Raw genomic sequence first — 24,684 nt, forward strand, 5'->3', positions numbered from 1 at the left:
GCTGGCGATTAGGAGTCGAGCAGTGTGGGCTCTTCTTCTCTGATCTGCTTCTTGCGAGGCTTTCGGGCGTGCTGCTTGTGCACTCCAGTGTGCTGCGGTACCCCAGCCGCACTGTCGCGGGTGTTGCCGGGGGTAGACACCGTTGCTTCCTTGTCATCGGCCGTCTTGTCAGCATCGTCATTTTCCTGGCGCTGCAGGCGCAGTTGCGCAATCGCATCTTCGAAGTCTTCGAGCGAGTTATACGAGCGGTAGACAGATGCGAACCGCAGGAATGCGATCTCATCGAGTTGAGACAGGAACGGCAGAATTGCTTTGCCCACTTCTTCTGACGAGACGTTCGAGACGCCACTGGATCGCAGATGCTCTTCTACTTGTTGAGCGAGCAATGCGAGGTCGTGATCTGTAACTGGCCTTCCCTGGCATGCTTTACGCACGCCGGCGATAACCTTGTTTCGGGAGAAAGGCTCAACTGCTCCTGAGTTTTTGACGACCTGGAATGAGGAGGTTTCAATCGTGGTGAAGCGCTTCTTGCACACAGTGCATTCGCGGCGGCGTCGAATTGACGCTCCGTCATCAGCGATCCTGGTGTCTACGACACGTGAGTCAGGATTATGGCAAAAGGGGCAGTGCACGCGAGCCTCCATCTAGTGTTAGCTCAACGCTACGAGTTTTCACACCTCATTTGCAACACGAGACACAGTGACAACAGGCTCGCAATCCTACTCTGCTGGGATTTGCAGACGCTGCCCCACCTGAAGGGGACCGTCAATGTCATTGAGGCGCTCAATGTCGACAACAACCTGCTCGAGCGGGCGGGAAGTATCCACGGCTTGAGCAAGGCTCCACACTGACTCTCCATTCGTCACCGAATGCGCCACGGTCGGCCCCGAGTAGTCGTCTGGCTGGAAATACAGACCGGCACCCACGCTCAGTGTCGTGGCGGCAGCCAATGTGCTCAGTGTGCACACCACAGAGCGAAGAGTGAGCCGCGGCGTGGCTGCCTCGCGATGTCGCGCGAAAACAGGATGACGACGAATGGCGGGGTCTTCTTCCAGCAGGCGAGCACGCTTGCGTTGAAGAGACGGTGCAGTGGAGATGTCACGAACTGTCGCGAGTTCGCCGGTGTCCACCACATGCAGATTCGCAGCATGACGCGTTGTGGAGTGTTCGGTTCGAGCTGCTCCAAGAATCGCAGCGCTCATGAGAATCCCTCACTTTCAATCGTCGTACAAATGTTCGTCGAACACTTGTACGATATCATCATTTTATGAGGGCAACAAGACTTGCTCGAACAAATGTTTCACATTTGCCTAAGTCTTCGGTACCCTGTAAACACAGTGAAACAACGACCATGTGCATTTGCGTTCCAAATACTGATTGACCTGCATAAACGGGAGGATCGATGGCGAAGAAGACGGATGAGGCGACGTTAAGCCGTCGCAGGCGTGAGATTCTCGACACGATTCGCGAGAGTATCCGCGAACGCGGTTACCCTCCCTCGGTGCGTGAGATTGCACAGAACGTGGGGCTGGCCTCCCCCTCGACAGTCAAGCATCATATTGACGCACTGGAGGAGGCTGGTTTTATCCGTCGTCTTCCTGGCCAGGCGCGGTGCATTGAACTCACGGAGCAGGGTCTTGGAGATTCCCGCGATCCCCGCGATGCTCAGGATCAGGCACCTGCCACTGTCCATGAAATCGAGATCCCGGTCAGCCATGCTGACCAGGACACAGTTCCTGTCCCCCTCGTCGGGCAGATCGCTGCCGGCGCGCCTATCACGGCAGAACAGCATGTTGAGGACACGTTCGAGCTTCCCACCTCACTGACGGGGCAAGGCAACGTGTTCATGCTGCGTGTCAACGGCGAGTCAATGATTGATGCGGGGATCCTTGATGGTGACTATGTCGTGGTACGCTCTCAGCCCACCGCTGTTGACGGGCAGACGGTTGCCGCGATGATCGATGGTGAAGCAACTGTCAAGATTCTGTCTCACGCCGACGGTCATGTGTGGCTGCTGCCGAAAAACGAGTCCTACAGTCCGATCCCTGGTGACGAGGCAACGATCCTCGGCCTCGTCGTCACCGTGATCCGCTGCCTGTAGGTCAGAACCCAAGCTCTTGCGCAACAGCACGCAAGCGTCGGGCTGATTCGGTCAGACCGTCGCGCTCAGCCAGCGTCAGCGGCGGGTTCAGCACCCGTCCTGCACCCATTCGCCCAACGATGGTGGGTGCAGCCATGCAGACATCTGAGATGCCTTCCCAGTCTTCAAGCAGCGAGGAGATCGTCAGAACTCGGTTTTCGTCTCGCAGCACCGCGCGGGCAATGTTAGCTGCCGACAGGCCAATCGCGTAATTCGTGGCGCCTTTACCTTCGATGATCTTATAGGCCGATTGGGTGACTTCTTCCGCAATTTCCTTGCGCAGATCACTGTCGAAGAGCCTGCCGCTCAGGGTGGGCCCCCAGTGCCGGATCGGCACGTTTCCAATTTCAGCGGATGACCACAGTGCCACCTCTGAATCACCATGTTCGCCTGTCACGTAGGCGTGGATGTTCTGTGTGGCCACTCCGGTTTCGCGCGAAACCAGGTAGCGCAGGCGCGATGTGTCGAGCACGGTGCCCGAGCCGAAGACCTGGTTGCGTGGAACACCCATGATTTTCAGCGCCGCATAGGTCACGATGTCAACGGGGTTCGTGATGAACATGAAGCGGGCGTGCGGTGCGACGTTCTGCAGGTTCGGCACGATGGTTTTCATGAGGTTGACGGTGGAGCCAGCCAGCTCAAGGCGGGTTTGTCCCGGTTTCTGCTTCGCACCGGCGGTGACAATCACCAGGTCGGATCCTCGCACGATTTCCACATCGTCGGATCCTTCAACGGCGCCGCATGGGGTGAACTGGATGCCGTGAGCGATATCGAGCGCTTCAGCCTCGACCTTCTTCTTGTTGATGTCCTGGAGGACGATGGTGCGGGCGTCGCCCCTCATGGCGCACGCGTAGGCGACTGCGGTGCCAACCGCTCCAGCCCCGATCACCGCGATTTTCGACGGGTGTCCTTCCGTCCCTGAGGGGTACAAGGTTTGAGCAGTCATGTGGTGCACCTGATGCCTCCTTCATTCCGATCCGGCACCATCATCCCAAATCAGATGAATTTTGGGAAGCGGATACCTCTCTTCATTAGCCCTCCGAGGTCACCCCTTCGTTGCTCCCTGGGTCAGTCCCGCGATGATCCACTTGCTAGCGAAGGCGAAAAGGATCATGGTCGGAAGAATTGTTAACACAGCAGCTGCTGACATCGGCCCCCATTCGATACTGACATTCGAGATGAAGCCATTCAATGCAGTAGGAATGGTGCGTTTTGAATCCGTATTGATGAGGGTAACTGACAGGAAAAGCTCGTTCCAGGTATTTACGAAGTTGAAAATAAAAGTCGCTATGATGCCTGGGAGCATAACAGGAACAATCACCCGCCATAGAGCCCCGGCTCTGGTCAATCCATCAACCATTGCCGCTTCTTCCAAAGAATCTGGAATATTGTCAAAAAAGCCACGCAGCATTACCGACGAAAAAGGAATAGTCATCGCAATATAGACGAGAACTAGACCGAATCTTGTATCGACCAAACCCCATCCAGACAGCATTTGATACAAAGGCCCGAGGGCTATGAAGGCAGGAATCATCTGCGTCACGAGGAAGACAAGAAGAATCGCACCCTTACCTGAAAACTCAAACCTACTCAAGACGTATCCACTCAGCATCGCAATGATCGTCGCCACGGATGCAGCCATAGAAGCGACAATTAAGGAGTTCAGCATATACTGACCAAATTGCACGTTCCTAAACAGGCTGAGGTAATTCTCAACCGAGAATTCTCGAGGCCAGTATCGTACCGGATACTCGCCGATTTGAGACGAAGGCTTAAGCGAGGTCAGGAGAATCCAGTAAAGAGGAAATAGCGAAATGATCAGCCATAAAGCCAAGCCAACGATTTTAACTGCCTTTCCTGCGAAAGTTTCTCGAGTCAGCACTACTTCTCCCCCCTTCCCAACAACGCGAGATAGATTCCCGTGAAGACAGTCAATATCGCAACGATAATGAAACCTAGAGCAGACGCCATTCCATAGCTGCCCTGCTGCGTAAATTGAATCATCCACGTGGTGGCGATGTGCGTCTGATTCGCCGGGCCGCCTCCAGTCATGGCGTAGATGATGTCCGGGAAGTTAAATATCCAGATGACTCGCAATAAGATCGTGAGAAACAGGGTTGATCGAATAGTGGGAATTACCACCTGAAAAAGCGATCGCCATTTCCCCGCGCCGTCAAGAGCTGCAGCCTCTAGGAGTTCGTTAGGAACAGATTGCAATGCTGCCAGAATCATTATTGCGAAAAAAGTAACGCCGTACCAAATATTCGCGATAATAACTGCAATCATTGCATATCGAGGATTCGCTAGCCACGGCACAGGTGAGTCAATGATGTGGGCCTTCGTGAGGAGATCATTGATGACACCGAATTCGGAGTTAAACATCCAGCGGAAAAGAATTCCAATAAGGAAGCCAGATACTGCCCATGGGTAAAAGATAAGGGCTTGATATAGCCCACGAAATTTAAACTTTTCCTTCAAACCTAACGCAATTAAGAAGCCGATTACGAGCTGTGGCACAAGCGACGCGACAACCCAAACCAGCGAGTTGAGCATGGTCTTTGAGAAGAGCGGATTCTTAACGAGAGCCCTAAAGTTATCCAGTCCCACAAACGGCGTTTGCGTCAAGTCCCACAGCTCCCACTGATGGAACGCCATCTGACCGCCACGAAGGAGTGGATAGTAGGTGAAGAGCGCGACGAAAGCGCAGGCTGGCAGTAAAAAGGCAGCTATGGTCCAAACTTTGCGAGTTGAGATTTGTCGCTTGTTCGAATTGATGCGCTTTCCCGCACTGCCAGCCTGTCGCTTTTGCCGCTGTTGGATCGGCTTTACCCTGCCCACTTACTGCTCCAATAGGTATCCCAGCCTTTTAGAAGATCTGCGGTGGTCATCTCACCGATGAGGACCTGTTGCAAATCCGCTTCAGAACGCTGCATCCATTCAGTCCACCACGATGAGCCGCGAGGTTCTGTCACAGAAATCCATTTCTCAGGTGCACTCGTCATCTCGACATAAGCAGCCCATGGTCCCGTCTTAAAGAATTCATCCTCAGCTGCGGAGGTCTGAATAGGGACAAGCGAATTTTCCTGCGCAAACTTCACGGATGGCTCTTCGCCAGCAAGCCAGGTCACCAGCTTCATAGCCTCTTCACTATGCTCTGAGAAGGACGTCACACCCCATCCGGCAGTAGCCATAGGCCAAGCAGCCTTGCCGGTCGGGCCCACAGGATTCGGCGCTACAGCCCATTGATCTTCAGTTAATGATGATTCACGAACCGTCGCAATTACCTCTGGATCCTGTAACAAGAAAGCGGTGGAACCGTTAGTGAATCCCTGCACCATTTCAGAAAAGCCCCAAGAGACAGAGGAGTCAGGAGAGCCTTTGTGGAACAGCTCTATGTATTTATCAAGTGCCTCCTGAGACTCCGGCGTAGAGAAGATCGTCTTACCAGAATCCACCTTGTAAGCATTTTCAACGTCGAGATGATCCGCGTTGTAAGCCTCCAAAATAGACATGAGCTGACCTGCTGAATTTGACCCACCGCGGAAAGCATAACCGTACCTATTTTGCGTTGGGTCTTGGATAGCTTCAGCTTGTTCGACGAGCTCTTCCCAAGTCTCTGGCGGCCCATCGAATCCCGCCTCTTCTACAAGATCTGTCCTATAGAACAAGCTCAGACCGTAGAACCCATACGGCACCAAATATGAGTGGCCCTCTGAATCGATCGTGAATTTCTTAGCCTGCTCAGTTAACTTCTCGTATCCATCCCACTGCTTAATATGGTCAGCCATGTCCAGCAGCCAACCATTATTGGAGAAGGGGCCAACGGTCAAGTCCCTAACTTCAAGGACGTCGACACCAGTACCAGCCTGCAGCATTTGTTGAATTTTCTGATCAGCTTGCTCGGTCGGAGGAGAAATCAATTCGACTTTGATATTTGGATTCTCTTTTTCGAAGTCAGCAAGCAATTCCTTAATCAAGGCCGTTCTCGCTGGATTCGTTAAAGATTCGACCATCTTGAGGTTAACTGTGTTTCCACTATCTCCAGATGCTCCAGAGGTGCCAGATGAATCACCACCTGCTCCTCCACACCCGCTAAGCACCATGCTTCCTAAAGCAACAGTGGCGCCAATTCTGGCAAATTTCATACCCATAGCTCCTCCTTTGGAACTCGAAATGTAACTAATTGTCATGAACCGCTCGTGCCCATTGCTGCAACACAGGTATTCCTGCACTGACTAAATGGTCAAAGTCATCTTTACAAGTATACGCATGTGTCGAAAATCTCAGATAACCAACGCCATCGAAACTCGTGAACGAGAGTGCAATTCGAACCTTCTCAATGAAGGGAATCCTCAGAGAGTCAGCCTCAATCCTCGTTCTGCCTAAAGGTTCCGGGAGCGGAAGAATCCTCATACACGACACCGGACTTCCCACTCCCTCAAAGCGACCCTCAGGATCAAGAACTTCGCGCAGTCTACTTTCGCCATAATCCGCTATGTTCTTGGAATATCGATAAATCTCGCTCCACCCGATTTCTCTCGAAATATAGTCCCAAGCAATCGGAGCAACTAACCACGAAGTTACGTCCATTGTTCCTGTGTGATCAAAGCGCTGCGGGAAAGAAAGATCTGTGCCCCACGAATCAATCACGGGATAAAGGCGTTCTTTACCCGCTCGCGCAACCAAAACAGCACAGCCTGGAGGTGCGCACGCAAACTTGTGGAAGTTTCCTATCCAGTAGTCCGCCTCACGGCAAACTGGATTAGCTAGAATTCCGGGAGCATGGGCACCATCTACCAATGTGAAAATGCCACGTTTTCGTGCCTCTACACATATTTCCTCTGCGGGGAAATATTCCGCAGTCGCAGAGGTGATCTGATCAATAACCAAGATGGTTGGACTATATTGATCGCAAGCTGTCAGGACACTTTCTTGAATCTCTGCTTGTTTGAACGAAATAGGAATGCTAACGACATTAAATGACCCGCCGGTCAGTTCTGCGAGCCGTCTTGCCCCCATACTCACGGCACCGTAGCCATGATTAGTCACAAGGACATTAACTGGTTCTTTTCCAAGAAACGAGTCGAAAACTGCGGAAGCTCCTGCTGACGCATTTGCAACGAAGACTAAGTCTTCCTCATCTACACCTAAAATACGGGAAATCTTCACGCGCGCGTTTGCCACGCGACTGGGAAGACCGGCGAACCACGTTACGGGGTCGGCCAGCATCTGCGAACGAAGATTGTTCTGGATCTTTGCAACATACTCTGGTACGCCACCAAACGAGCCGTGGTTAAGCTGGCGAATCTCTGAACTTAAGGCCCACGCAACGTCCCCAGCCAAAGAATCTGAGCGCTTAGAGTGCACCATCGCATTCCACCTCCTTGTCTGACAATAGCACCCTAGCAGACCTTTCAAATGTAAGATAAAGACACTCTTTTAAAACTTTCATCAGACAATAGTGGGGTCAAGGCTATGACTGCGGTGGAGCAAGCACGACTCGGAATTTGCCATATGATTGCTTCCGGCGAGGTACTGCCAGGCGATCAACTTCCAAACGAAGCAGAGCTATGCGCTCGGTTCTCAGTTTCGCGCAGTTCCCTACGCGAAGCACAGAGGATGCTCACCGCCATTGGCGTACTGACCTCCAAACACGGCAGTACGGTTAATGTTTCGACCATGTCGGCCGCGCAAATAATGCAAGGTCTCGCAACTATAGTTCCACTGCTCCCACTGGATAAATTTCTCGAGTTCTTGAATCTCAGAGCAATTCTCGAAGGATATGCTGCAGCACAATCTGCAGCTTCCTTCACTGAGATGCAAGCGAGTTCTCTCATGGAACTGGCACACAAATTAAGAGCAACTCCGCCCTCTGATGAAGCTCAGGTCCTTGACATGCAATTCCACACTGCGATCAACGAGGGGTGTGGGGATCCTATTATTACTGAGCTGCTGAGGACCATCCGCCGGCGAGGGTTAGATTACCGAATATACGAGCAGGAACATTCTTCTTCTTTGAAAGATGTTAGCGACGATGCGCATATACTTATTGCGAGAGCTATACAGGAACGTAAACCGGAGACAGCACGTGTTCTGTCCATGCAGCACGTTTTCACAACATACGGTTGGCTATCGAAGATAAAGCCCGACCCGACGGTTTTTACAGATGAGGCCGGGAAGAATCAGACTAAGTAGGCGCTTTTCAGCGCCCCATTCTTTAACCGAGTTTTTCGAACAATCGCTGTAAAGCCCCGATCACCGTATTCGAATCTGTCGTCGGCCACATCTGCGGCATGGTGGCGCGGATAAAGCTGCCATACGACTTTGTGACCAGTCGCGGATCCAGCACTGCCACAACTCCCTGATCCTGCGAGGAACGCAACAGTCGGCCTGCGCCCTGGGCCATCAACAGTGCTGCGTGAGGCAGTGCCACCGCGCCGAAACCGCTCACTCCCCGTTTCGCTGCATCGTTTTGCAGCGCCTGGAACACCGCGTTATCAGGATGAGGAAACGGAATCCGGTCGATGACAACAAGCCGACAGGACGGGCCCACAACGTCGACCCCCTGCCACAGTGACAGTGTGCCAACCAGACACGAATCGCGTTCGTTTCGAAAACGCGACACCAACGCCGACGTGGTTTCCTCTCCCTGCACGTACACGTCCAGAGATGTCCCCTCGCGAAGTGCTCGCGCACCGGCCTTCAGACCACGCCATGCTGAAAACAGGGCGAGTACACCACCACCTGCCGCTTGAGTCAGGGCGACAAGCTCATCAAGCGCTTCCCCGCTCGGGCCCTCGCGACCCGGAACTGGCAGATGCCGCGCCACGTAGATGACGCCCTGACGAGCCACATCGAAGGGCGAACCAACGTCAATGCCATGCCAGGGCACGTGGGAGACCATCAGCCCGCATTCCCGAGCCGCCGAATCAAAAGACCCGCCCAGTGCCAGCGTGGCAGACGTCAAGATCGCCGCACGCTCCCCCAGCCCGACCGCGCCGAGCGGTCCGGCGACATCCAGAGGCGCAATCTTCAACGACACAGCGCTGCTATCCGTGTCCCTCTCGATGTACGTAATCGTCTGAGCTGGATCGACATTCCACGCGTCAATCGCCTCGATGAACTCATCACACGCCGCCTGCGCCATGAGTTTCTGACTTTGCTCCACCGAGGACTGCTCAACTTCACTGGCCACGGTACGCACCGTTGAATCACATACGCTGATCGCCTCAACTACCGCATCTGGCCTGCACACCATCAGCCCGTCAGGCTGCGCGTCGAGGGCATCCATCAATGCGCTCGCTGCCTGCTCGAACGGTTGAATATCAACGGATTTGACCAGCGTGCGCACTACTCGCGCCACGCGCGTACACAGTGCCTTGGATATTTCACAACAGGCTTGAGAGCGAACGCGGGAAGCAAGTTCGTGGCATTCATCAACCACCACATGATCCAACTCTCCAAACAGGTTGAGCGCACTCATCGTGTCAATACCGAAGAGGGAATGGTTTGAGACCACCACGTCAGCTTCAAGCGCTTCATCGCGCGCGAGGCCAGCAAAGCATTCCTCCACAAATGGGCAGTCGCGCCCCATGCATTCACGCTTCGAGACACTCACCTGTCTCCACGCCCGGTCGGAGACGCCGGGGATCAGATCATCACGATCACCTGAATCCGTGGTGCGCGCCCATTCTCGCACCCGCGTCACTTCTTTGCCGAGGTCACTGATTGGCCCCTGATGCGCGTCGGCAGCGTCGAAAAGAGTATCCAGCTGGGAGCGCCCACCGTCAGCTCGATACTTGCAGACGTAATTCGACCATCCTTTGAGCAGTGCGACATGCGGACGCACACCCGTTTCATCCGCCACGGCGTCAATGACCAAAGGAGCGTCCTTCGTCAGAATCTGGCGTTGCAGTGCCAGCGTGGCCGTTGTGATCAGGGTTCGTGCGCCTGATTCAGCTGCCCGAGCCAGCACCGGAATCAGGTAACCAATCGACTTGCCCGTGCCGGTTCCCGCCTGAATCATCACATGGTGACCTGATTTCAGCGCGGCGGCGCCCTCGTCAATCATGCGAACCTGGCCGTCGCGCCGACTGCCTCCCATCGCGGTGAGCACTCGGGTCAAAATACGATGTTCGAGGGCAGTCTCCTGCTCGTCAGCCTCACGCATGGGGCGCGGCATTCACATGATGAAGTCGGTCTGCAAGCGCACTGTCGACGTGAGCAGTGATATGCGTGCCTGCTGCCTCGTAGTCTTCACTGAGGACCTCGCCCTGTTCGTGGGCGGCATGGACGAGGTCGCCGTGGTCGTACGGGACGACCACGTCAACATAGACGCGCGGACGCGGCAACGTGTCTTCGATGAGCTGGCGCAGCTCCTCGATTCCCTGCCCAGTGCGAGCACTGATCGCAACAGCTTTGGGAAACAACGTACGGTTCAGCGCCCGGCGTTCAGGCGAGGCCAGGTCACTCTTGTTGAGCACAAGAATTTCGGGAATCGTCTCCGTGCCGTCAATCGTGTCCAGCACGCCGCGCACGGTTTCGACCTGGCCGACCGGATCAGGGTGAGCCGCATCAACGACGTGGACGATCACGTCCGCTTCACCGACCTCTTCGAGCGTGGATCGGAAGGCCTCCACCAGTTGCGTCGGCAGATTACGGACGAACCCCACCGTGTCAGACAGTGTGAAGACCCGGCCATCAGAAGTTTGCGTCCGGCGGACAGTTGGGTCGAGAGTCGCGAACAGCGCGTCCTCCACAAGCACGCCGGCATCAGTGAGCTGGTTGAGCAGGGTAGATTTCCCAGCGTTCGTGTACCCGACAATCGCCACAGAGGGCACACCCATGCGACGGCGTGCAGCTCGTTGAGTGCGTCGGGCGGGTTCCATGTCACGGATCTGTGCGCGCAGGCGCGCCATGCGTGATCGAATGCGGCGCCGATCCAGTTCGATTTTCGTTTCACCGGGTCCTCGTGAGCCGATACCTTCACCGCCGGCCACACGGCCACCGGCCTGACGCGACATGGACTCACCCCAACCTCGCAGTCGCGGCAACAGATATTCGAGCTGAGCGAGCTCCACCTGTGCCTTGCCTTCACGAGACTTGGCATGTTGGGCGAAAATATCAAGGATCAACGTCGTACGATCAACAACTTTCACTTTGACGACGTCTTCCAAGCCGCGGCGCTGAGAAGCGGTCAGTTCACCGTCCACAATGACCGTGTCTGCCCTGCTATCCGCCACGATTTCAGCGAGTTCACGCGCTTTACCGGAGCCGAGGTAGGTGCCAGGATCTGGGGTGGGGCGCCGCTGAATGATGCCATCGAGGACGTGGGATCCGGCTGTATCAGCCAGTGCTGCCAGTTCACGCAACGAATTTTCCGATTCCTCCAGACTCTGCGTTGTGCGCAGGCCCACCAGGACCACACGTTCGAGACGCACCTGGCGGTATTCAACTTCACTGACTTCGTCAAGCTCGGTCTGGCTCGCAATGTCATTGACGCGGCGCATACCGGCGCGCGCCTCCCGTTCCAGGTCGCCAGCATCGTGCGTCGTGTCCTGAAAGCGCGTGGATGCCAGTGCTGTGCCCTGGCGGGCGAGGATACGCGCCACGACGTCTTCTGCTGCTTTGAACGATTCGTCGTCATGCGCTGAGGTTGAATCACGTGAGTCGGCCACTGATCTCCTTCGTTGCGGGTTCATCCTAGTGTGCCACGAGCAGACCCACCCGCGCAGATGAGACAGCGATGGGTGTGGACACCTGAGTGATCCACTAGGCTGGACATCATGACTGACCAGTACTTCACCAACGCTGCTCCTGCCGAAGAATCTGAACTGCGCCGCATTGACGTGGCGCTGCGCGGACACGATTTTCGCGCCTGGGTCAGTGATCATGTTTTTTCTGCCAACCGTCTGGACCTGGGGACACGCCAGCTTTTGGCAGAAGCTCCCACGCCGCCTTCGTCAGGAACGTTTGTGGATGTCGGGTGCGGATGGGGGCCGATCGCGCTGGCGATGGCGCTGGAGTCGCCCGAGGCTCAGGTGTGGGCAGTCGATGTGACAGACAGGGCGCTCGATTTGACGCGCCGCAACGCCACAGCCGCGGGAGTGTCCAATATCACGGCGTACCGTGCGCCCGCTGCCCTGGCCAAAGCTCACTCCGAGAACGTGCGTTTCGACCTGATCTGGTCAAACCCTCCGGTGCGTATCGGGAAAAAAGCATTGCGTGAATTGCTGACTCAATGGCTCAACCTGCTGGCCGATGAGGGTGAGGCGTACCTGGTGGTACAGCGCAACCTTGGCGCAGATTCCCTGATCTCCTGGCTGTGCGAGCAAGGCTGGGATGCCGGCAAGATTGCATCCAAGAAGGGCTACCGCATTATTCGGGTCGCGCGCCGCTAGATCGCGATTCAGGCTGCGCAGCGCTAGAACGATTCGGGCTGTGCATCACTGAGTGCGCGCTCGATCAACTTCAACGCGTTCGCGCGCAGTGCCGCCTCATCGCACCCGTCTGCATCGATCCACATGATGCGTGGGTCCCGTCTGAACCATTTGATCTGTCGCCGTGCAAGCTGACGGGTGGCCAGTGCAACCGACTCAATCGCCTCATCACGACTCATATGACCGTCAAGCACGGACAGAGCCTGCGCATATCCCGTTGCCCGGGATGCCGTCTTGCCCTCGCGCAATCCGAGAGGAATCAGGTGGGCAACCTCGTCAAGCAGGCCCTCGTCAAACATGGCGTGCGTTCTGACCGCGATGCGCTCATCGAGGCGGGCAGGCTCACGCCTCATTCCGAGCATGACCGCCGGCTGGGCGAACTCGTAGCGCGGCAGGCGCGCTGAGAACGGCTCTCCCGTCAGTTCAATCACTTCAAGTGCGCGCACAATTCGGCGCGCGTTATGCGGGTCGATTCGGGACGCAGCAATCGGGTCACGCTCACAGAGCTTGTCCCACAGCCCTTGGACGCCCAGTGGCCCGTCGCCCTCAGCTTCAATGCGGGCGCGTATGTCCGGATCTGTGCCAGGAAAGTCGATGACGTCAAGGAGCGCGCGAACGTACAGTCCCGATCCGCCGGCAACCACGGCGATGCCCGCACGACGATGAATATCCGCGATGTCGCGTCGTCCTTCGCGCTGATAGGCGGCAACACTGGCCTCGTCTGTCACATCCAGGACGTCGATCTGGTGGTGTGTGATCCCTCGGCGTTCCTCCAGTGGTGTTTTGGCCGTGCCGATATCCATTCCTCGGTACAGCTGCATCGCGTCCGCGCTGACCAATTCGGCCTCACCGGATGTTCCCAGCAATGCCGGCAGATCCTGCGCAATGGTAAGGGCGAGGTCGGACTTTCCTGAGGCTGTGGGGCCGACGACGGCGATAATCGGAGTGTGGTCAGAGGTCACAGGTTCTGATCACCCAGCGGTTTGTACCAGTCCACGTCAATGGCAACGGCGCGAGCGTCAAAGTTGCGGTTGAGCGCCAATACTGCGCGGTTGGTCACGGCATTCGATGTCACGATGTGACAGATGTCGGGGCGTTCACGTTCCAGTGCCTGAGCATTGACAAGCTTGATCCACGCTGACAGTTTCCTGCCCCGGTATTGCGGGTCGATCAGCGTTGTTTCCTGGTAAGCGTAGCCGGATGTGTCGTCACGATACGTCAGCGTTGTCCAACCAACCAGTGGTCCTCCGGCTGGTCGAATTGCGGTCGTCATCCACTTGGTGCCGGCGCGGTAGAGTCCGTCCTCCATCAGTCGGATACGCTGTTCGTCCCAGATTGCGCTTTGATCAGTGGGTAGCGCGCCTGAAGGGATGTCACGCGCGCACATTTCGTAGAGGCGCACCATCTGCCTGGCGAGCGCGGGCCGAGTGAAGGGTCCTGTCCACGTCACTGTTTCAAAACCGTCAGGCGCGACCGGTGCGGCTTCACGGATACGTTGGGCAGGAAGAACATTCACCCATTCACCGCACACAGGCTCATAGCCCCCGGCTCGCAGTGCCCGAGTGTCGGCATCCTCATCAAAATTGACGAGGGTGTCCGGCCGATCCGGGTGATATCCACTGACGTCAGCGATAGCTTCGGAATCCTCGATCTTGTGCCACGAGGTCGACACAACCCATGTGTCGATACCGGTGCGCCCATAGCGCCGCGCTTTTTCTTCACATCGGGCGCGAAGTGCCTGAGCAATCGCCTCATTGTGGGAATCTGCCAGATAGATGTCATACGTTGCCAGATGGGTGTTCTCCAGCAGCGGTAGCTCCAGATAGGCAAAGCCGATCACGCTGGCTCGATCGACGTCGACGGGCTGGGAACCTGCGCAGGCAACGATAAAGAGCTGAGCGCACGAATGACGAGCCGTGGAGAGCTGTTGGGCGGTCAGCGCCCACACAGATGTGCCAAAGATTCGCTGCGAATGTTGCTCCGTGAGAGCCGCCAACCGGCAGTAGAGATCAGCGTGCGGGTGTTCATTGTTGAACGGACGGCTGATTTGGGGGCGCACCTCAATAAGCGTGACGTCCTGGACGGCGTCAACGTCGCTTTGCTTCATGCATTCATGATCTCACGCGCAGCGTCGGCATTCCAAGAGTTACGCGTGGATCGGATGCCTCGTTGTGTGCACGCTGAACCTCCTGCCATGCGTCCCCTGCACGGGTACGGCGAACGTCGAAAAGTCCCCCGGTCAGGGCCGAGTCAGCGAGCAGATGGTGAGGCGCACCGTGCGTGACCGTTGCGCGCACCATATCGCCGGGTCGTGGCCTGTCCGCTTCTACAAGAGTGTCGGGCAGGGCGACATGTACCAGTCGGTTATCACGCGCACGCCCCGTGATGCGTTGAGTGGCACCGTCTTTGCGGCCTTGTCCTTCGCTGACGAGGACTTCGACGGCAGTGTCTTCGAGCTTCTCATTGTCCTGCGCGCAGATCTTATCTTGCAGGGCGATAAGACGGCTGTAGCGTTCGGAGGCGACCGCGGGGTCAACCTGGTCGTCGCGATCGGCTGCGGGCGTGCCGGGGCGCGGTGAGTACAGGAAGGTGAAAGCAGATGCGAAGCGTGCTTCTTCGACGACTTCGAGGGTCTGCTCGAAATCTTTTTCCGTTTCGCCGGGGAAGCCGACGATGATGTCGGTCGTAATAGCCGCGTCGGGCATTGCTGCGCGAACGCGTTCCAAAATGCCCATGAATTTCTTGCGACGGTACGAGCGGCGCATCTGGCGCAGCACCGTGTCTGAGCCTGACTGCAATGGCATGTGCAGGGATGGCATGACGGTGGGTGTCTGAGCCATCGCCTCGATGACGTCATCAGTGAAAGCTGCCGGGTGAGGGGAGGTGAAGCGTACGCGCTCAATTCCATCGACTGCGCCGACTGTGCGCAGCAGATCAGCGAAGGCTCCTCTGTGACCGAATCCCACACCGTAGGAGTTGACATTTTGCCCCAGCAGCGTCACTTCGATAGCGCCTTGTGCGACAACTGCTTCGACTTCCTGGAGGATCTCACCTGGCCTGCGGTCGCGTTCCTTTCCGCGCAGATGCGGCACGATGCAGAATGTGCAGGTGTTATTGCATCCGACAGAGATCGACACCCATGCCGCATACACGGATTCGCGGTGTGTGGGCAGCGTCGATGGAAAAACCTTCAGCGATTCTTCGATCTCAACTGCTGCTTCCTGGTTGTGTTCAGCGCGCCGCAACAGTGCGGGCAGAACATCGATGTTGTGTGTGCCGAAAACGGCGTCGACCCAAGGTGCGCGTTCCACAATACCGCCGCGCATTTGCTGAGCCAGGCACCCGCCCACTGCGATCTGCATGCCGGGGCGTTCACGTTTGACCTGGGCGAGCTGGCCAAGATTTCCGAACAGACGAGTCGCAGCGTTTTCTCTGACCGAGCAGGTATTGATGACCACCACGTCAGCGCCCATGTCGCCGGCATCAGTGGCACGTGCTGCAGCTTCGGGTACTTGCGAGACGGGAACCAGTCCATACTCTTCCAGTAGTCCCGCCATGCGTTCTGAATCATGCTCGTTCATCTGGCATCCGAGTGTGCGCACCGCGTAGGTACGTGGCAGTGCAGACGGTGCGGCTGGCGCGGAAAGATCGGTCAAAGAAGTCATCGTCTGAAGATTCTACTCAACAATGCCTTACTCCACCCTGTTGGGTTCGTCATGCCCGCGTGTGACCACGTCACTCACCAGCGTGATTGCAGCGTCCACAGCCGCGGTGCGCACCTGTGTGCGTGAGCGGTCAGTGAAGTGATATTCACGCTGCGTGAAGCCTTCTGGAGTCACACAGGCGATGAGGACGGTTCCTGCTTCGTGCCCGTCTGCCGGACCTGGGCCGGCCACGCCTGTGGTGGAGATACCGATATCGGCACCCATCAGGGTGCGTACCCCCTGAGCCATCTGAATGGCCACGTCCGCATCTACCGGACCGGTTCGTGCCAGGTGTGCCCGATCGACACCCAGAATGTCAGCCTTCAGCTCAGTGGCATAGGTACACACGCCTCCGCGCACCGCATCGGATGCGCCTGCAATGTTGACCAGTGTCGAGCACAGGAGCCCACCTGTCAGGGATTCAGCTGTCGCAATCGTCAGGTGTGAGTCGATAAGGTCGTGCACCAGGCGAAAAGTCGCATCATCAGATGTCATCGTCCGATTCTCTACTCCACTCATTCAACGCGGCGCCGACAACGCTGACGCACACGTGAGCCGCATATCCTTTGCGCGCCAGCATACCCGTCAGCCTGCGAAAGGCTTTATCGCGTTCAGCGCCGTCGAGCCCTCGTGACAGCACCGACCGTTTCTTCGCGTCGACAAGTTGTCGAGCCCGCGCCTGTTCATCCTCATGAGAAATCTCGCTCAGGGCCTCGTTAATCAGCTCCAGCGCAACTCCGCGTTTCGCCAGATCTGCTGCCAGGGCGCGTCCTGCTTTGCCGCCCAGCGAGAAGCGATCCTTGACGAACATGGCGGCAAACGCGCGATCATCAACCAGTCCAACGCGTTCGAGCCGATCCAGTACGTCATCGGCAACATCACTGGAAAAGCCACGCGACGTGATGGCCGTGTGCAGTTCGGCGCGTGATCGCGCCCTGGCGTCCAGCTGACGCAGTGCCACCTCACGTGCCGCTTCAATCGCGGCTGTCCCCGTTAAAGAAGCGTTGCGTTCGCGAATTCGCGCCATGCGTTGCGCAGCCGAATCCGCGGTTGCACGCCGACGCTGGTCACCCAGCTCAGGATGGTCTTCGGGATCCGAGTAGTTGACCACGTGCACACACCTTAGAATCCTGCATCTTCGGAGGGGTCAACGGCCGGCTCTGCTGTCTCCGAAGCCTCCTCGGACTGTGTTGATTCTTCTTCGGGAGATGCTTCGATGCCAACGGCCTGCAGGATCTTGTGTTCGATCTCGTCGGCAAGTTCAGCATTGTCAACAAGGAACTGGCGGGCGTTCTCCTTGCCCTGGCCCAGCTGATCATCTCCGTAGGTAAACCAGGAACCTGACTTGCGCACGATGCCGCTTTCCACGCCCATGTCAATCAGGGAGCCTTCACGTGAGATTCCCTTACCGTAGACGATGTCGAACTCCGCCTGCTTGAACGGCGGCGCCATCTTGTTCTTGACGACTTTGGCGCGGGTGCGGTTGCCGACGGGTTGATCGCCATTTTTGAGAGTCTGGATGCGACGCACGTCGATGCGAACTGAAGCGTAGAACTTCAGTGCCTTGCCACCCGTTGTTGTCTCGGGAGATCCGAAGAACACACCGATCTTTTCACGCAGCTGGTTAATGAAGATCGCAGTTGTCCCTGTGGCCGACAGGACGCCTGCGATCTTGCGCAGCGCCTGACTCATCAGACGGGCCTGCAGGCCGACGTGCGAGTCACCCATTTCGCCTTCGATTTCCGCCTTGGGAACGAGCGCGGCCACCGAGTCAATGACGATGATGTCAATGCCGCCCGAGCGGATCAGCATGTCGGCAATTTCCAGTGCCTGTTCACCGGTGTCGGGCTGTGAAACCAGCAGGGAGTCAGTGTCCACGCCCAAAGCACGCGCATACTCCGGGTCAAGTGCGTGCTCAGCGTCGATGAACGCAGCGTTTCCACCCGCTTTTTGTGCGTTGGCAACGGCGTGCAGAGCAACGGTGGTTTTACCGGAAGATTCTGGTCCATAGATTTCAACGACTCGACCGCGCGGCAAACCGCCGATGCCCAGTGCGATGTCGAGGGCCAGCGAACCTGTGGGAATGACGCGTACGGGCGGGCGCGCATCGTCGCCCAGTCGCATCACAGATCCTTTTCCGAACTGCTTATCGATCTGCGCGAGTGCCACTTCCAGTGCTTTGTCGCGATCTGTGGTCGCTTGCTGCGCACGCGGGGCTGTTTTCCTGGCCATCGTGTTTCTCCTCGTCGTTGCGGGCTCTCCGCCCAATGGATCAGTCCTGGTCTCGGAATGCGGTCCCCTCGCCGGGGTGCATGAGTGACGATATGCCCGACCATAGGCATTTGGGATTCGTCGCGAGCAATCTGTGGAAAGCTGGAGCGAATCGGGCCACCTGTGGATACAGTAGTGGAACACGTGTTCGATTGTGAAACGACACGCTGATGTCACAAACGTGAGCCGCCTCGCCCGTCAATCCTCGCGCAGGCAACCGTTCGGCTCGCCTTCAGCGCTTCTTCTTCGGGCGCCTGTGCACCCAGCGGGCTTCTTCGCCTTTTCCGGTTTCATCGACGAGGGCGTCCCATATCACCTCAACGTCAACACCGGCATCCATCGCCTCACGGCCGCTCATTTTCAGCGGGACGAGGTAGAGGTCCTGAAACAGGGAACGCCCCAACGCAGGTCCATAGATCTGGTCAAGGGCGTTCCAGAATTCTGATTTGAGCACGAAGCTGAACCGTTCTAGCTCAACAGCGCAACCGACATCAAATCATCGGGTACCGTATCGGGCACCGTTGTGCTTTCAATGATCGCCATGCGATCTGACACGGTGCGCAGGACGACCCACAGCGGGACGCCTAGTGCTCCGGTAATGGCTTGCAGCAGTTCAGAGGAGGCTTCTTTCTGTCCCCTCTCAACTTCGGACAGATATCCCAGCGACACCTGTGCCTGAGATGAAACTTCGCGTAAGGTCCGGCCCTGGTCCTGACGCAGTGAGCGCAGCACGTCGCCAATCTCGGTGCGAAGCAGTGGTGCTGTTGCAGTTGTCGTCATGTTCTGACTGTATCCTCTCGTTGAACTCACATGCATCCTATGTTCACCAACTGGGAAGTTACTGAACACCAGCTTGCAATGCGCAGGATCATTTCCTTGTCTGATCATTTCAACGCCCTTGACGATGTCTTTATTCCCGGCAGTTGACAGATCCCTAATGTGGGGTACGTCTCGATTCGGGGAGTTGGTACTCCCCTGGCCGGCAGCGTCAGTGCGTGATTTCAAATTGTTTGAGCAGTGTGCGGCTGGCGTGCGAGTCTGTGGCCTGCAGCGCCAGGAGCTGCGCGTAGATTCCGCCACTGCGCGCCAGTTCAGCAGGCGACCCGACCTCATCGATCGTCCCGTTCTTCAAGGTGACGATTCGATCCACCGTTGCGATCGTGGACAGCCTGTGCGCGATGATGATCGTCGTGCGCCCATGCATGAGTTCGTCGAGGCCTGCCTGAACCTGCCGTTCAGCTTTGGTGTCCAGGGCTGAGGTTGCCTCATCGAGCACGAGGATCGGCGCGTCCTTGAGCATGGCGCGAGCAACGGAGATGCGCTGTTTTTGCCCACCTGACAGTTTGATGCCGCGCTCACCGATCTGCGTGTCGAAGCGGTCGGGAAGGCGCTCAATGAACGACAGGGCGTTCGCGCGACGCGCCACCTCGACAATCTCGTCGTCCGTAGCGTCGGGTTTGCCGTAGGTGATGTTGTCACGAATCGTGCCGGAAAACAGGCTTGCGTCCTGGAAGACAACACCGATCTGATCGCGCAACGCCTGAGTCGGCACCTGCGTCACGTCATGTCCGCGCACCCTCAGCACGCCTGAATCAGGCGTGTACAGCTTCATCAGCAGGTTGATCATCGTGGTCTTGCCACCACCTGACTCACCCACAAACGCGATGCGTTCACCTTTGCGAATAGCGAGGGAAATATCGCGCAGGACTGCCTCGTCGGTGTAACCAAAGTTGACGTGAGAGTACTCGACGTATGGATCCTCGCTGGACCAGTCGATTGTCTCGTGCACGGCGGTCAGCGGCTCGTCGGGTTCTGACATGACTTTGAAGTACTCGTTGGAGCCGGTGATCGCCTTTTGCAGGGTATCCACGTAGTAGCTCATCGACGTGACAGGCTGCTTGGCCATGTTGATCAGTTGGATCAGCAGCACCATTGATCCCACGGAGAAGGCGCCGCGAGCAGTTTGGATGAAGATAATCAGGTAGACCGCGAAGAACACCAGGTCCAGGCACACGCGACGAATAATATCCATGCGGTGCCAGTAGGCAGACTGGGAGCGCGTGATGCTGATTGCGTCGTCGTAGTGCCCGTCGAAGGCGTCCAGTTCGGAACGCTCGCGCGTATAGGACTTCACGACGCGAAGCTGGCCGATGACTTCAGCAAAACGGCCACCCGAGATGTCGTAGTGCTCGTTCTTCTGATGCTCCCACACTTGCCATTTCACCGAGGTTAAAGCTGTGAGCCAGACGAACAGCGGGTAGATGATGAACAGGCACAACGCCAGCCACGGCGAATGCAGGCCAGCCACCACCAGCACCGTGACGACGGTGAGGATCGTGGTGAAAAACGAATTGGCGAATACCTGCAGGAAGTCAGCCACCGAGGTAATTGAACGGTTCAGGCGCGAAATAATCGTGCCGGTCAGCTCGGAATCAAAATAGCGCTGCGGCAGGCGCAGCAGTTTCGAAAAATAGTTGTGCGACAGGATCGCGCGGATTCTCGTGCTCATCTGGTCACCCATATAGCCGGTGACGTTCGTGATCAACGAGTTCAGCACCATGAGTGCGAGCAGTCCAACGGCCAGCCACACCAGGGTGGTGATCGTCGCGTTCGTCTTGCCGCCGATCATGTCCACGACGATCTGCGTGCCCTGCGCGATGACGAAGGGGCTGAGCAGGGAGGTCACCGTCGTGACGATGGCGCCGATGATAATGCCGACGTAGAGCGGCCACAGTGAGCGGGCGTTTGACAGGATTCGCCAGATATTCTTCATGTCTGAGATGACACCTAATGTTTGCCGAACAGTTTGATGCTTTCGATCACGTAGCCGGCTCCACTCCACAATGTGGCGATCAGAGTCAGTGCTGCAACGACGTCCATAAACCATGATCCCGGCATAACGATGTTCGAAAAAGTGGACCAGGGCAGCAGCAGGATGAAGATCAGGAACATTTGCAACAAGGTCTTGAACTTGCCTGCAAGCGATGCAGCAACGACAACTGAGCGTTTGAGCAGGCATGCACGCAACACCGTCACGCCTAGTTCTCTTGCCGCAATGACGATGGTGAACCACCACGGGAGGTAACCCACGATGCTCAGCATGATGAAGGCGCTCAAGGTCAGTGCCTTGTCGGCAATCGGATCCATGATCCGGCCGAAATCGGTAATGAGGTCCTGCGAGCGGGCGATGTGCCCATCGAGCTGGTCGGTGACGCCGGCAATCACGAACACGCTGACCGCCCACCAGTGCAGGTTCCAGTCATGCTGCAGCATCAAGATGATGAGGATGGGGACCATGATGAGGCGAAAAACAGTCAGGATGTTGGGAACATTGACCCAGGAGCGCTTCGGCCCCTCATCCAACATCGAGACGTTTTCCGGTGCTGACTTCATCATGATGAATCCTATCGTGTTCAGCGACCAGTCAGTTGCCAGGCGTCTTCATTTGGACCTGACCCGTCGTCATAGTCCTTCTCATCGACCCAGTCATCAGGTGCGCCGATGCTGGTCAGGTCCCGGTGAGGGTGGGCGAACGGCCCTGCATGTGAGTCATGACCCATTGAGTCGCCGTACGCGTCAGGTGCGTGATCAGCGGACGAGGGCGCGCCGTGGTAGCCGCCCTGACTGGAAGCCGGATCGGCAGGTTGTTCCGGTTCGGAAGCATGTACGGAATCCGTTTCCCCGCGCAGCATTGCCAGCACGTCCGGCAAGGACTCAGGTGGAACCAGCACTTCGCGCGCCTTGGATCCTTCGGACGGGCCGACAATTTCGCGCGATTCCAGCAGATCCATCAATCGTCCTGCGCGCGCGAACCCGATGCGCAGTTTGCGCTGCAGCATGGAGGTGGAGCCCAGCTGTGTGGAAATCACCAGTTCGGCTGCCTGCAGCAGATCCTCAAGATCATCACCAATATCCTCAGCAACCTTCGGTTTCTTCGCAGGTGCCGTGACGTCTTGACGGTACTGCACTTCCATCTGCTCCTTCACATGCGTGACAACAGCATGGATTTCAGATTCAGTGACCCACGAGCTCTGAACGCGCAAAGGTTTCGCCGCACCCGCCGGCAGATACAGGCCGTCACCTTGACCGATCAGCTTTTCAGCACCGGTCTGGTCCAAAATCACGCGCGAGTCAGTTTGCGAGGCTGTTGCGAACGCGAGACGAGAGGGAACATTAGCTTTAATGCCGCCGGTGACCACGTCCACCGACGGGCGCTGGGTGGCCAGCACCAGGTGAATGCCGGCCGCACGTGCCAGCTGTGTAATGCGCTGAATGGACGCTTCCACGTCACGAGGCGCCACCATCATCAGGTCCGCCAGCTCATCGACCACGACCAGCAGGTACGGGTAGGGCTTGAGCGTGCGATCCAGTCCCGGCAGCGCGTGCACCTGCCCGGACAGCACGGCCTTGTTGAAGTCGTCAATATGACGGAACTTGTATGTGTGCAGGTCGTCGTAACGCCTGGTCATCTCTTCAACAACCCATTCAAGCGCTTCGGCGGCTTTCTTCGGATCCGTGATGATCGGTGCGATCAGGTGCGGTATTCCGTCATAGACCGTCAGTTCCACACGCTTGGGGTCCACCAGAATCATGCGTACCTGCTGCGGAGTGGCGCGCATCATGATGGACGTGATCATCGAGTTGATGAAGCTTGACTTACCCGAACCGGTCTGGCCTGCAACCAGCAGGTGCGGTGTCTTGGCCAGGTTGGTGACAACGTAGCCACCCTCGACGTCCTTACCCACACCGACCATAAGCGGGTGGTGATTGCGTTTGGCGACACCGGAGCGTAGCACGTCACCCAATGCGACCGTCTCGCGGTCAGGGTTCGGGATCTCCACACCGATGGCGGACTTGCCGGGAATCGGTGAAATGATGCGCACGTCTGCTGTTGCCACAGCGTAGGCAATGTTCTTCGACAGGTTCGTGATGCGTTCGACCTTGACGCCCGGACCCAGCTCGACGACGTATCGAGTCACCGTGGGGCCGCGCGAAAAGCCTGTCACTGTGGCGTCGACGTTAAATTCGGTCAATACGCGCTGCAGGGCCTCGATGATCTGATCGTTCGCGGCAGAACGCGTCTTGTGCGGCGCTCCGCGGACCAGAAGGGATTCGTCAGGCAGCGTATAGGAAATCGACTCGTCGAGCTCGGGCTGGAAGGAACTGGCAGGCGGCTCGGTCGTGGGCGGTGCGGCCAGTATGGAGGTCTCCTCCCCTGCTCCCGTATCTGCCTGCGGCAGAACCTGGGTTGCTGCTTCTGGTTCGTGGTCTGACGAGGGGGGCGCCGTTTCCTCGATGTCCTGGTGTTCTGACACATTCGGGACGGCGTGTGCGCTCTCGTGTGCACGGCGGAATGCTTCATCCGCGTCGTAGGAATCCAGCTGAGCGGTGGCCGCAAGCTCGTCCTCGTCACTATCGACATCGTCTGCATCAATGCGTTCACGCTGGTCCTGGCGTGACAGGATGCGCCACCATGAGCGCAGCACTGCGGGAATGTCACTGATCCGCGTGCGGGTGGCGAGCAGAAGTGAGTACAGGGCGAGCAGCACCAAAATGGGGATTGCGCCCCAGGGTGACAGCAGCTGAGCCAGCGGGCGTCCGATGAACCAGCCGGCAAGCCCTCCGGCTGCTTCGATCCGGTCGAAGGAATCGATGTTCGGGTTTCCCGCGGTGATGTGGGTGATGCCCGCGATCGACATGGCCATGCCGATTCCACCTGCAATGTGGTGTGGCAGCGCGTGCTGGCCGGAGCGCGCCTTGATGAGCTCGATCGACAGGGCGACGAACACGATCGGCACCAGAACGGAGAACAGTCCGACCAGGCCGGCTACCGCGTGATGCACGATCATTCCTGCGGTTCCGGAAATGCCGAACCATTCACGCAGGGCGATGATAATGGCCAGCCCACACAAGATGAATGCCAACGCGTCGCGTTTAAGCTGAGGGTCCGTAGCGCGCCACTGCTCGTGTGCGCTGCGAACCGCGTGGCCTGTTGCCGACGCTGCCCGCGCCAGGCCGCCTGGGCGTGCCGGAGCGTTCTCGGCGCGTGCAGAGGAGCGCCCCGAGGTTCGAGAGCTGCGAGTACGCGAAGATGATGCAGATTTTTTGGCCATGATACTTCGACGCTACC

At 57.3% G+C, this 24,684-nt stretch carries 23 protein-coding genes and 1 pseudogene; 4 read left to right on the forward strand and 20 right to left on the reverse strand.

All coding sequences use genetic code 11. From position 1 onward, the window contains the following. Nucleotides 1-8 precede the first annotated feature (8 nt). Nucleotides 9-632 carry a transcriptional regulator NrdR gene (gene nrdR / locus AC1EJ1_RS06080; protein WP_058236861.1) on the reverse strand — a complete coding sequence of 208 codons (624 nt, stop codon included), beginning with the start codon at nucleotides 630-632 and terminating at the stop codon, nucleotides 9-11. A gap of 87 nt (nucleotides 633-719) precedes the next feature. Further along, a complete protein-coding gene (locus tag AC1EJ1_RS06085; RefSeq protein ID WP_070725911.1) occupies nucleotides 720-1,202 on the reverse strand; it encodes a LysM peptidoglycan-binding domain-containing protein in 483 nt (160 codons plus the stop codon). A gap of 200 nt (nucleotides 1,203-1,402) precedes the next feature. Here AC1EJ1_RS06085 and lexA point away from each other — a divergent pair, with 200 nt between their 5' ends. Next, nucleotides 1,403-2,101: a transcriptional repressor LexA gene (lexA, locus tag AC1EJ1_RS06090; RefSeq protein ID WP_058236452.1), complete on the forward strand. Its 699-nt coding sequence runs from the start codon at nucleotides 1,403-1,405 to the stop codon at nucleotides 2,099-2,101. A 1-nt stretch (nucleotide 2,102) separates the two neighbouring features. On the opposite strand, the gene AC1EJ1_RS06095 is transcribed toward lexA, so the two are convergent. The 5 genes from AC1EJ1_RS06095 to AC1EJ1_RS06115 all read right to left on the reverse strand — a co-directional run bounded on the left by AC1EJ1_RS06095 (nucleotide 2,103) and on the right by AC1EJ1_RS06115 (nucleotide 7,510). Next, complete coding sequence (locus tag AC1EJ1_RS06095; protein WP_058236451.1) at nucleotides 2,103-3,086, reverse strand: L-lactate dehydrogenase; 984 nt, start codon at nucleotides 3,084-3,086, stop codon at nucleotides 2,103-2,105. Nucleotides 3,087-3,185: 99 nt separating this feature from the next. After that, nucleotides 3,186-4,022: a carbohydrate ABC transporter permease gene (locus AC1EJ1_RS06100; protein WP_480295533.1), complete on the reverse strand. Its 837-nt coding sequence runs from the start codon at nucleotides 4,020-4,022 to the stop codon at nucleotides 3,186-3,188. Continuing rightward, on the reverse strand, nucleotides 4,022-4,978 hold the full coding sequence (locus AC1EJ1_RS06105) for a carbohydrate ABC transporter permease (RefSeq protein WP_480295534.1): 957 nt from the start codon (nucleotides 4,976-4,978) through the stop codon (nucleotides 4,022-4,024). The genes AC1EJ1_RS06100 and AC1EJ1_RS06105 overlap by 1 nt, the downstream gene beginning before the upstream one ends. Continuing rightward, nucleotides 4,966-6,291 carry an ABC transporter substrate-binding protein gene (locus AC1EJ1_RS06110; RefSeq protein ID WP_070725918.1) on the reverse strand — a complete coding sequence of 442 codons (1,326 nt, stop codon included), beginning with the start codon at nucleotides 6,289-6,291 and terminating at the stop codon, nucleotides 4,966-4,968. The genes AC1EJ1_RS06105 and AC1EJ1_RS06110 overlap by 13 nt, the downstream gene beginning before the upstream one ends. A 28-nt stretch (nucleotides 6,292-6,319) precedes the next feature. Continuing rightward, nucleotides 6,320-7,510, reverse strand: coding sequence for an aminotransferase class V-fold PLP-dependent enzyme (locus AC1EJ1_RS06115; protein ID WP_480295535.1), 1,191 nt, complete (start codon nucleotides 7,508-7,510; stop codon nucleotides 6,320-6,322). Between the two features lie 144 nt (nucleotides 7,511-7,654). Between AC1EJ1_RS06115 and AC1EJ1_RS06120 the strand changes: the two are divergent. Then, nucleotides 7,655-7,798: pseudogene (locus AC1EJ1_RS06120) on the forward strand (FadR/GntR family transcriptional regulator); the annotation flags it as partial. Nucleotides 7,799-7,819: 21 nt separating this feature from the next. Further along, nucleotides 7,820-8,335 carry an FCD domain-containing protein gene (locus AC1EJ1_RS06125; protein ID WP_480295612.1) on the forward strand — a complete coding sequence of 172 codons (516 nt, stop codon included), beginning with the start codon at nucleotides 7,820-7,822 and terminating at the stop codon, nucleotides 8,333-8,335. A gap of 22 nt (nucleotides 8,336-8,357) precedes the next feature. Here the strand turns inward: AC1EJ1_RS06125 and AC1EJ1_RS06130 are convergent, their stop codons facing one another. Beyond that, entirely contained in the window at nucleotides 8,358-10,322 is a 1,965-nt protein-coding gene (locus tag AC1EJ1_RS06130) for an ATP-dependent DNA helicase (protein ID WP_480295536.1), read from the reverse strand. Then, nucleotides 10,303-11,841: a GTPase HflX gene (gene hflX / locus AC1EJ1_RS06135; RefSeq protein ID WP_480295537.1), complete on the reverse strand. Its 1,539-nt coding sequence runs from the start codon at nucleotides 11,839-11,841 to the stop codon at nucleotides 10,303-10,305. Before hflX ends, AC1EJ1_RS06130 begins: the two co-directional genes overlap by 20 nt. Before the next feature lie 84 nt (nucleotides 11,842-11,925). On the opposite strand from hflX, the gene AC1EJ1_RS06140 reads away from it, so the two are divergent. Beyond that, complete coding sequence (locus tag AC1EJ1_RS06140) at nucleotides 11,926-12,540, forward strand: class I SAM-dependent methyltransferase (RefSeq protein ID WP_092648462.1); 615 nt, start codon at nucleotides 11,926-11,928, stop codon at nucleotides 12,538-12,540. 23 nt (nucleotides 12,541-12,563) lie between these two features. Here AC1EJ1_RS06140 and miaA read toward each other — a convergent pair whose 3' ends face one another. The 11 genes from miaA to AC1EJ1_RS06195 all read right to left on the reverse strand — a co-directional run bounded on the left by miaA (nucleotide 12,564) and on the right by AC1EJ1_RS06195 (nucleotide 24,667). Further along, on the reverse strand, nucleotides 12,564-13,541 hold the full coding sequence (gene miaA, locus AC1EJ1_RS06145; RefSeq protein WP_285014603.1) for a tRNA (adenosine(37)-N6)-dimethylallyltransferase MiaA: 978 nt from the start codon (nucleotides 13,539-13,541) through the stop codon (nucleotides 12,564-12,566). Then, entirely contained in the window at nucleotides 13,538-14,686 is a 1,149-nt protein-coding gene (locus AC1EJ1_RS06150) for a hypothetical protein (RefSeq protein WP_058236447.1), read from the reverse strand. The genes miaA and AC1EJ1_RS06150 overlap by 4 nt, the downstream gene beginning before the upstream one ends. A 4-nt stretch (nucleotides 14,687-14,690) precedes the next feature. Continuing rightward, complete coding sequence (gene miaB / locus AC1EJ1_RS06155) at nucleotides 14,691-16,244, reverse strand: tRNA (N6-isopentenyl adenosine(37)-C2)-methylthiotransferase MiaB (RefSeq protein ID WP_285014601.1); 1,554 nt, start codon at nucleotides 16,242-16,244, stop codon at nucleotides 14,691-14,693. Nucleotides 16,245-16,271: 27 nt separating this feature from the next. Next, on the reverse strand, nucleotides 16,272-16,778 hold the full coding sequence (locus AC1EJ1_RS06160) for a CinA family protein (protein ID WP_480295538.1): 507 nt from the start codon (nucleotides 16,776-16,778) through the stop codon (nucleotides 16,272-16,274). After that, nucleotides 16,768-17,394, reverse strand: coding sequence for a regulatory protein RecX (locus tag AC1EJ1_RS06165; protein ID WP_480294006.1), 627 nt, complete (start codon nucleotides 17,392-17,394; stop codon nucleotides 16,768-16,770). The genes AC1EJ1_RS06160 and AC1EJ1_RS06165 overlap by 11 nt, the downstream gene beginning before the upstream one ends. 11 nt (nucleotides 17,395-17,405) lie before the next feature. Then, nucleotides 17,406-18,515, reverse strand: a complete 1,110-nt coding sequence (gene recA, locus AC1EJ1_RS06170) for a recombinase RecA (RefSeq protein ID WP_058236443.1) — start codon at nucleotides 18,513-18,515, stop codon at nucleotides 17,406-17,408. 271 nt (nucleotides 18,516-18,786) lie between these two features. Beyond that, nucleotides 18,787-19,008 carry a DUF3046 domain-containing protein gene (locus AC1EJ1_RS06175; RefSeq protein WP_480295539.1) on the reverse strand — a complete coding sequence of 74 codons (222 nt, stop codon included), beginning with the start codon at nucleotides 19,006-19,008 and terminating at the stop codon, nucleotides 18,787-18,789. Nucleotides 19,009-19,022: 14 nt separating this feature from the next. Next, a complete protein-coding gene (locus AC1EJ1_RS06180) occupies nucleotides 19,023-19,334 on the reverse strand; it encodes a helix-turn-helix domain-containing protein (protein WP_058236441.1) in 312 nt (103 codons plus the stop codon). 208 nt (nucleotides 19,335-19,542) lie between these two features. Continuing rightward, nucleotides 19,543-21,327: an ABC transporter ATP-binding protein gene (locus AC1EJ1_RS06185; RefSeq protein WP_480295540.1), complete on the reverse strand. Its 1,785-nt coding sequence runs from the start codon at nucleotides 21,325-21,327 to the stop codon at nucleotides 19,543-19,545. Nucleotides 21,328-21,341: 14 nt separating this feature from the next. Continuing rightward, nucleotides 21,342-21,950, reverse strand: a complete 609-nt coding sequence (gene pgsA, locus AC1EJ1_RS06190) for a CDP-diacylglycerol--glycerol-3-phosphate 3-phosphatidyltransferase (RefSeq protein WP_480295541.1) — start codon at nucleotides 21,948-21,950, stop codon at nucleotides 21,342-21,344. A gap of 17 nt (nucleotides 21,951-21,967) precedes the next feature. Next, nucleotides 21,968-24,667, reverse strand: coding sequence for a DNA translocase FtsK (locus tag AC1EJ1_RS06195; protein ID WP_480295542.1), 2,700 nt, complete (start codon nucleotides 24,665-24,667; stop codon nucleotides 21,968-21,970). Nucleotides 24,668-24,684: the final 17 nt, after the last annotated feature.

The organism is Pauljensenia sp. C0170B4 (genome assembly GCF_056590235.1).

Excerpts from the sequence above, each read along its gene's own strand:
- AC1EJ1_RS06150 (WP_058236447.1), bottom strand. The coding sequence starts at position 14,686 with ATGAAGCAAAGCGACGTTGACGCCGTCCAGGACGTCACGCTTATTGAG.
- hflX (WP_480295537.1), bottom strand. The coding sequence starts at position 11,841 with ATGAACCCGCAACGAAGGAGATCAGTGGCCGACTCACGTGATTCAACC.
- AC1EJ1_RS06085 (WP_070725911.1), bottom strand. The coding sequence starts at position 1,202 with ATGAGCGCTGCGATTCTTGGAGCAGCTCGAACCGAACACTCCACAACG.
- AC1EJ1_RS06185 (WP_480295540.1), bottom strand. The coding sequence starts at position 21,327 with ATGAAGAATATCTGGCGAATCCTGTCAAACGCCCGCTCACTGTGGCCG.
- recA (WP_058236443.1), bottom strand. The coding sequence starts at position 18,515 with ATGGCCAGGAAAACAGCCCCGCGTGCGCAGCAAGCGACCACAGATCGC.
- AC1EJ1_RS06180 (WP_058236441.1), bottom strand. The coding sequence starts at position 19,334 with ATGACGACAACTGCAACAGCACCACTGCTTCGCACCGAGATTGGCGAC.
- AC1EJ1_RS06115 (WP_480295535.1), bottom strand. The coding sequence starts at position 7,510 with ATGGTGCACTCTAAGCGCTCAGATTCTTTGGCTGGGGACGTTGCGTGG.
- AC1EJ1_RS06160 (WP_480295538.1), bottom strand. The coding sequence starts at position 16,778 with ATGACATCTGATGATGCGACTTTTCGCCTGGTGCACGACCTTATCGAC.
- AC1EJ1_RS06110 (WP_070725918.1), bottom strand. The coding sequence starts at position 6,291 with ATGGGTATGAAATTTGCCAGAATTGGCGCCACTGTTGCTTTAGGAAGC.
- AC1EJ1_RS06195 (WP_480295542.1), bottom strand. The coding sequence starts at position 24,667 with ATGGCCAAAAAATCTGCATCATCTTCGCGTACTCGCAGCTCTCGAACC.
- AC1EJ1_RS06125 (WP_480295612.1), top strand. The coding sequence starts at position 7,820 with ATGTCGGCCGCGCAAATAATGCAAGGTCTCGCAACTATAGTTCCACTG.
- pgsA (WP_480295541.1), bottom strand. The coding sequence starts at position 21,950 with ATGATGAAGTCAGCACCGGAAAACGTCTCGATGTTGGATGAGGGGCCG.
- AC1EJ1_RS06095 (WP_058236451.1), bottom strand. The coding sequence starts at position 3,086 with ATGACTGCTCAAACCTTGTACCCCTCAGGGACGGAAGGACACCCGTCG.
- AC1EJ1_RS06130 (WP_480295536.1), bottom strand. The coding sequence starts at position 10,322 with ATGCCGCGCCCCATGCGTGAGGCTGACGAGCAGGAGACTGCCCTCGAA.
- AC1EJ1_RS06140 (WP_092648462.1), top strand. The coding sequence starts at position 11,926 with ATGACTGACCAGTACTTCACCAACGCTGCTCCTGCCGAAGAATCTGAA.
- miaB (WP_285014601.1), bottom strand. The coding sequence starts at position 16,244 with ATGACTTCTTTGACCGATCTTTCCGCGCCAGCCGCACCGTCTGCACTG.
- lexA (WP_058236452.1), top strand. The coding sequence starts at position 1,403 with ATGGCGAAGAAGACGGATGAGGCGACGTTAAGCCGTCGCAGGCGTGAG.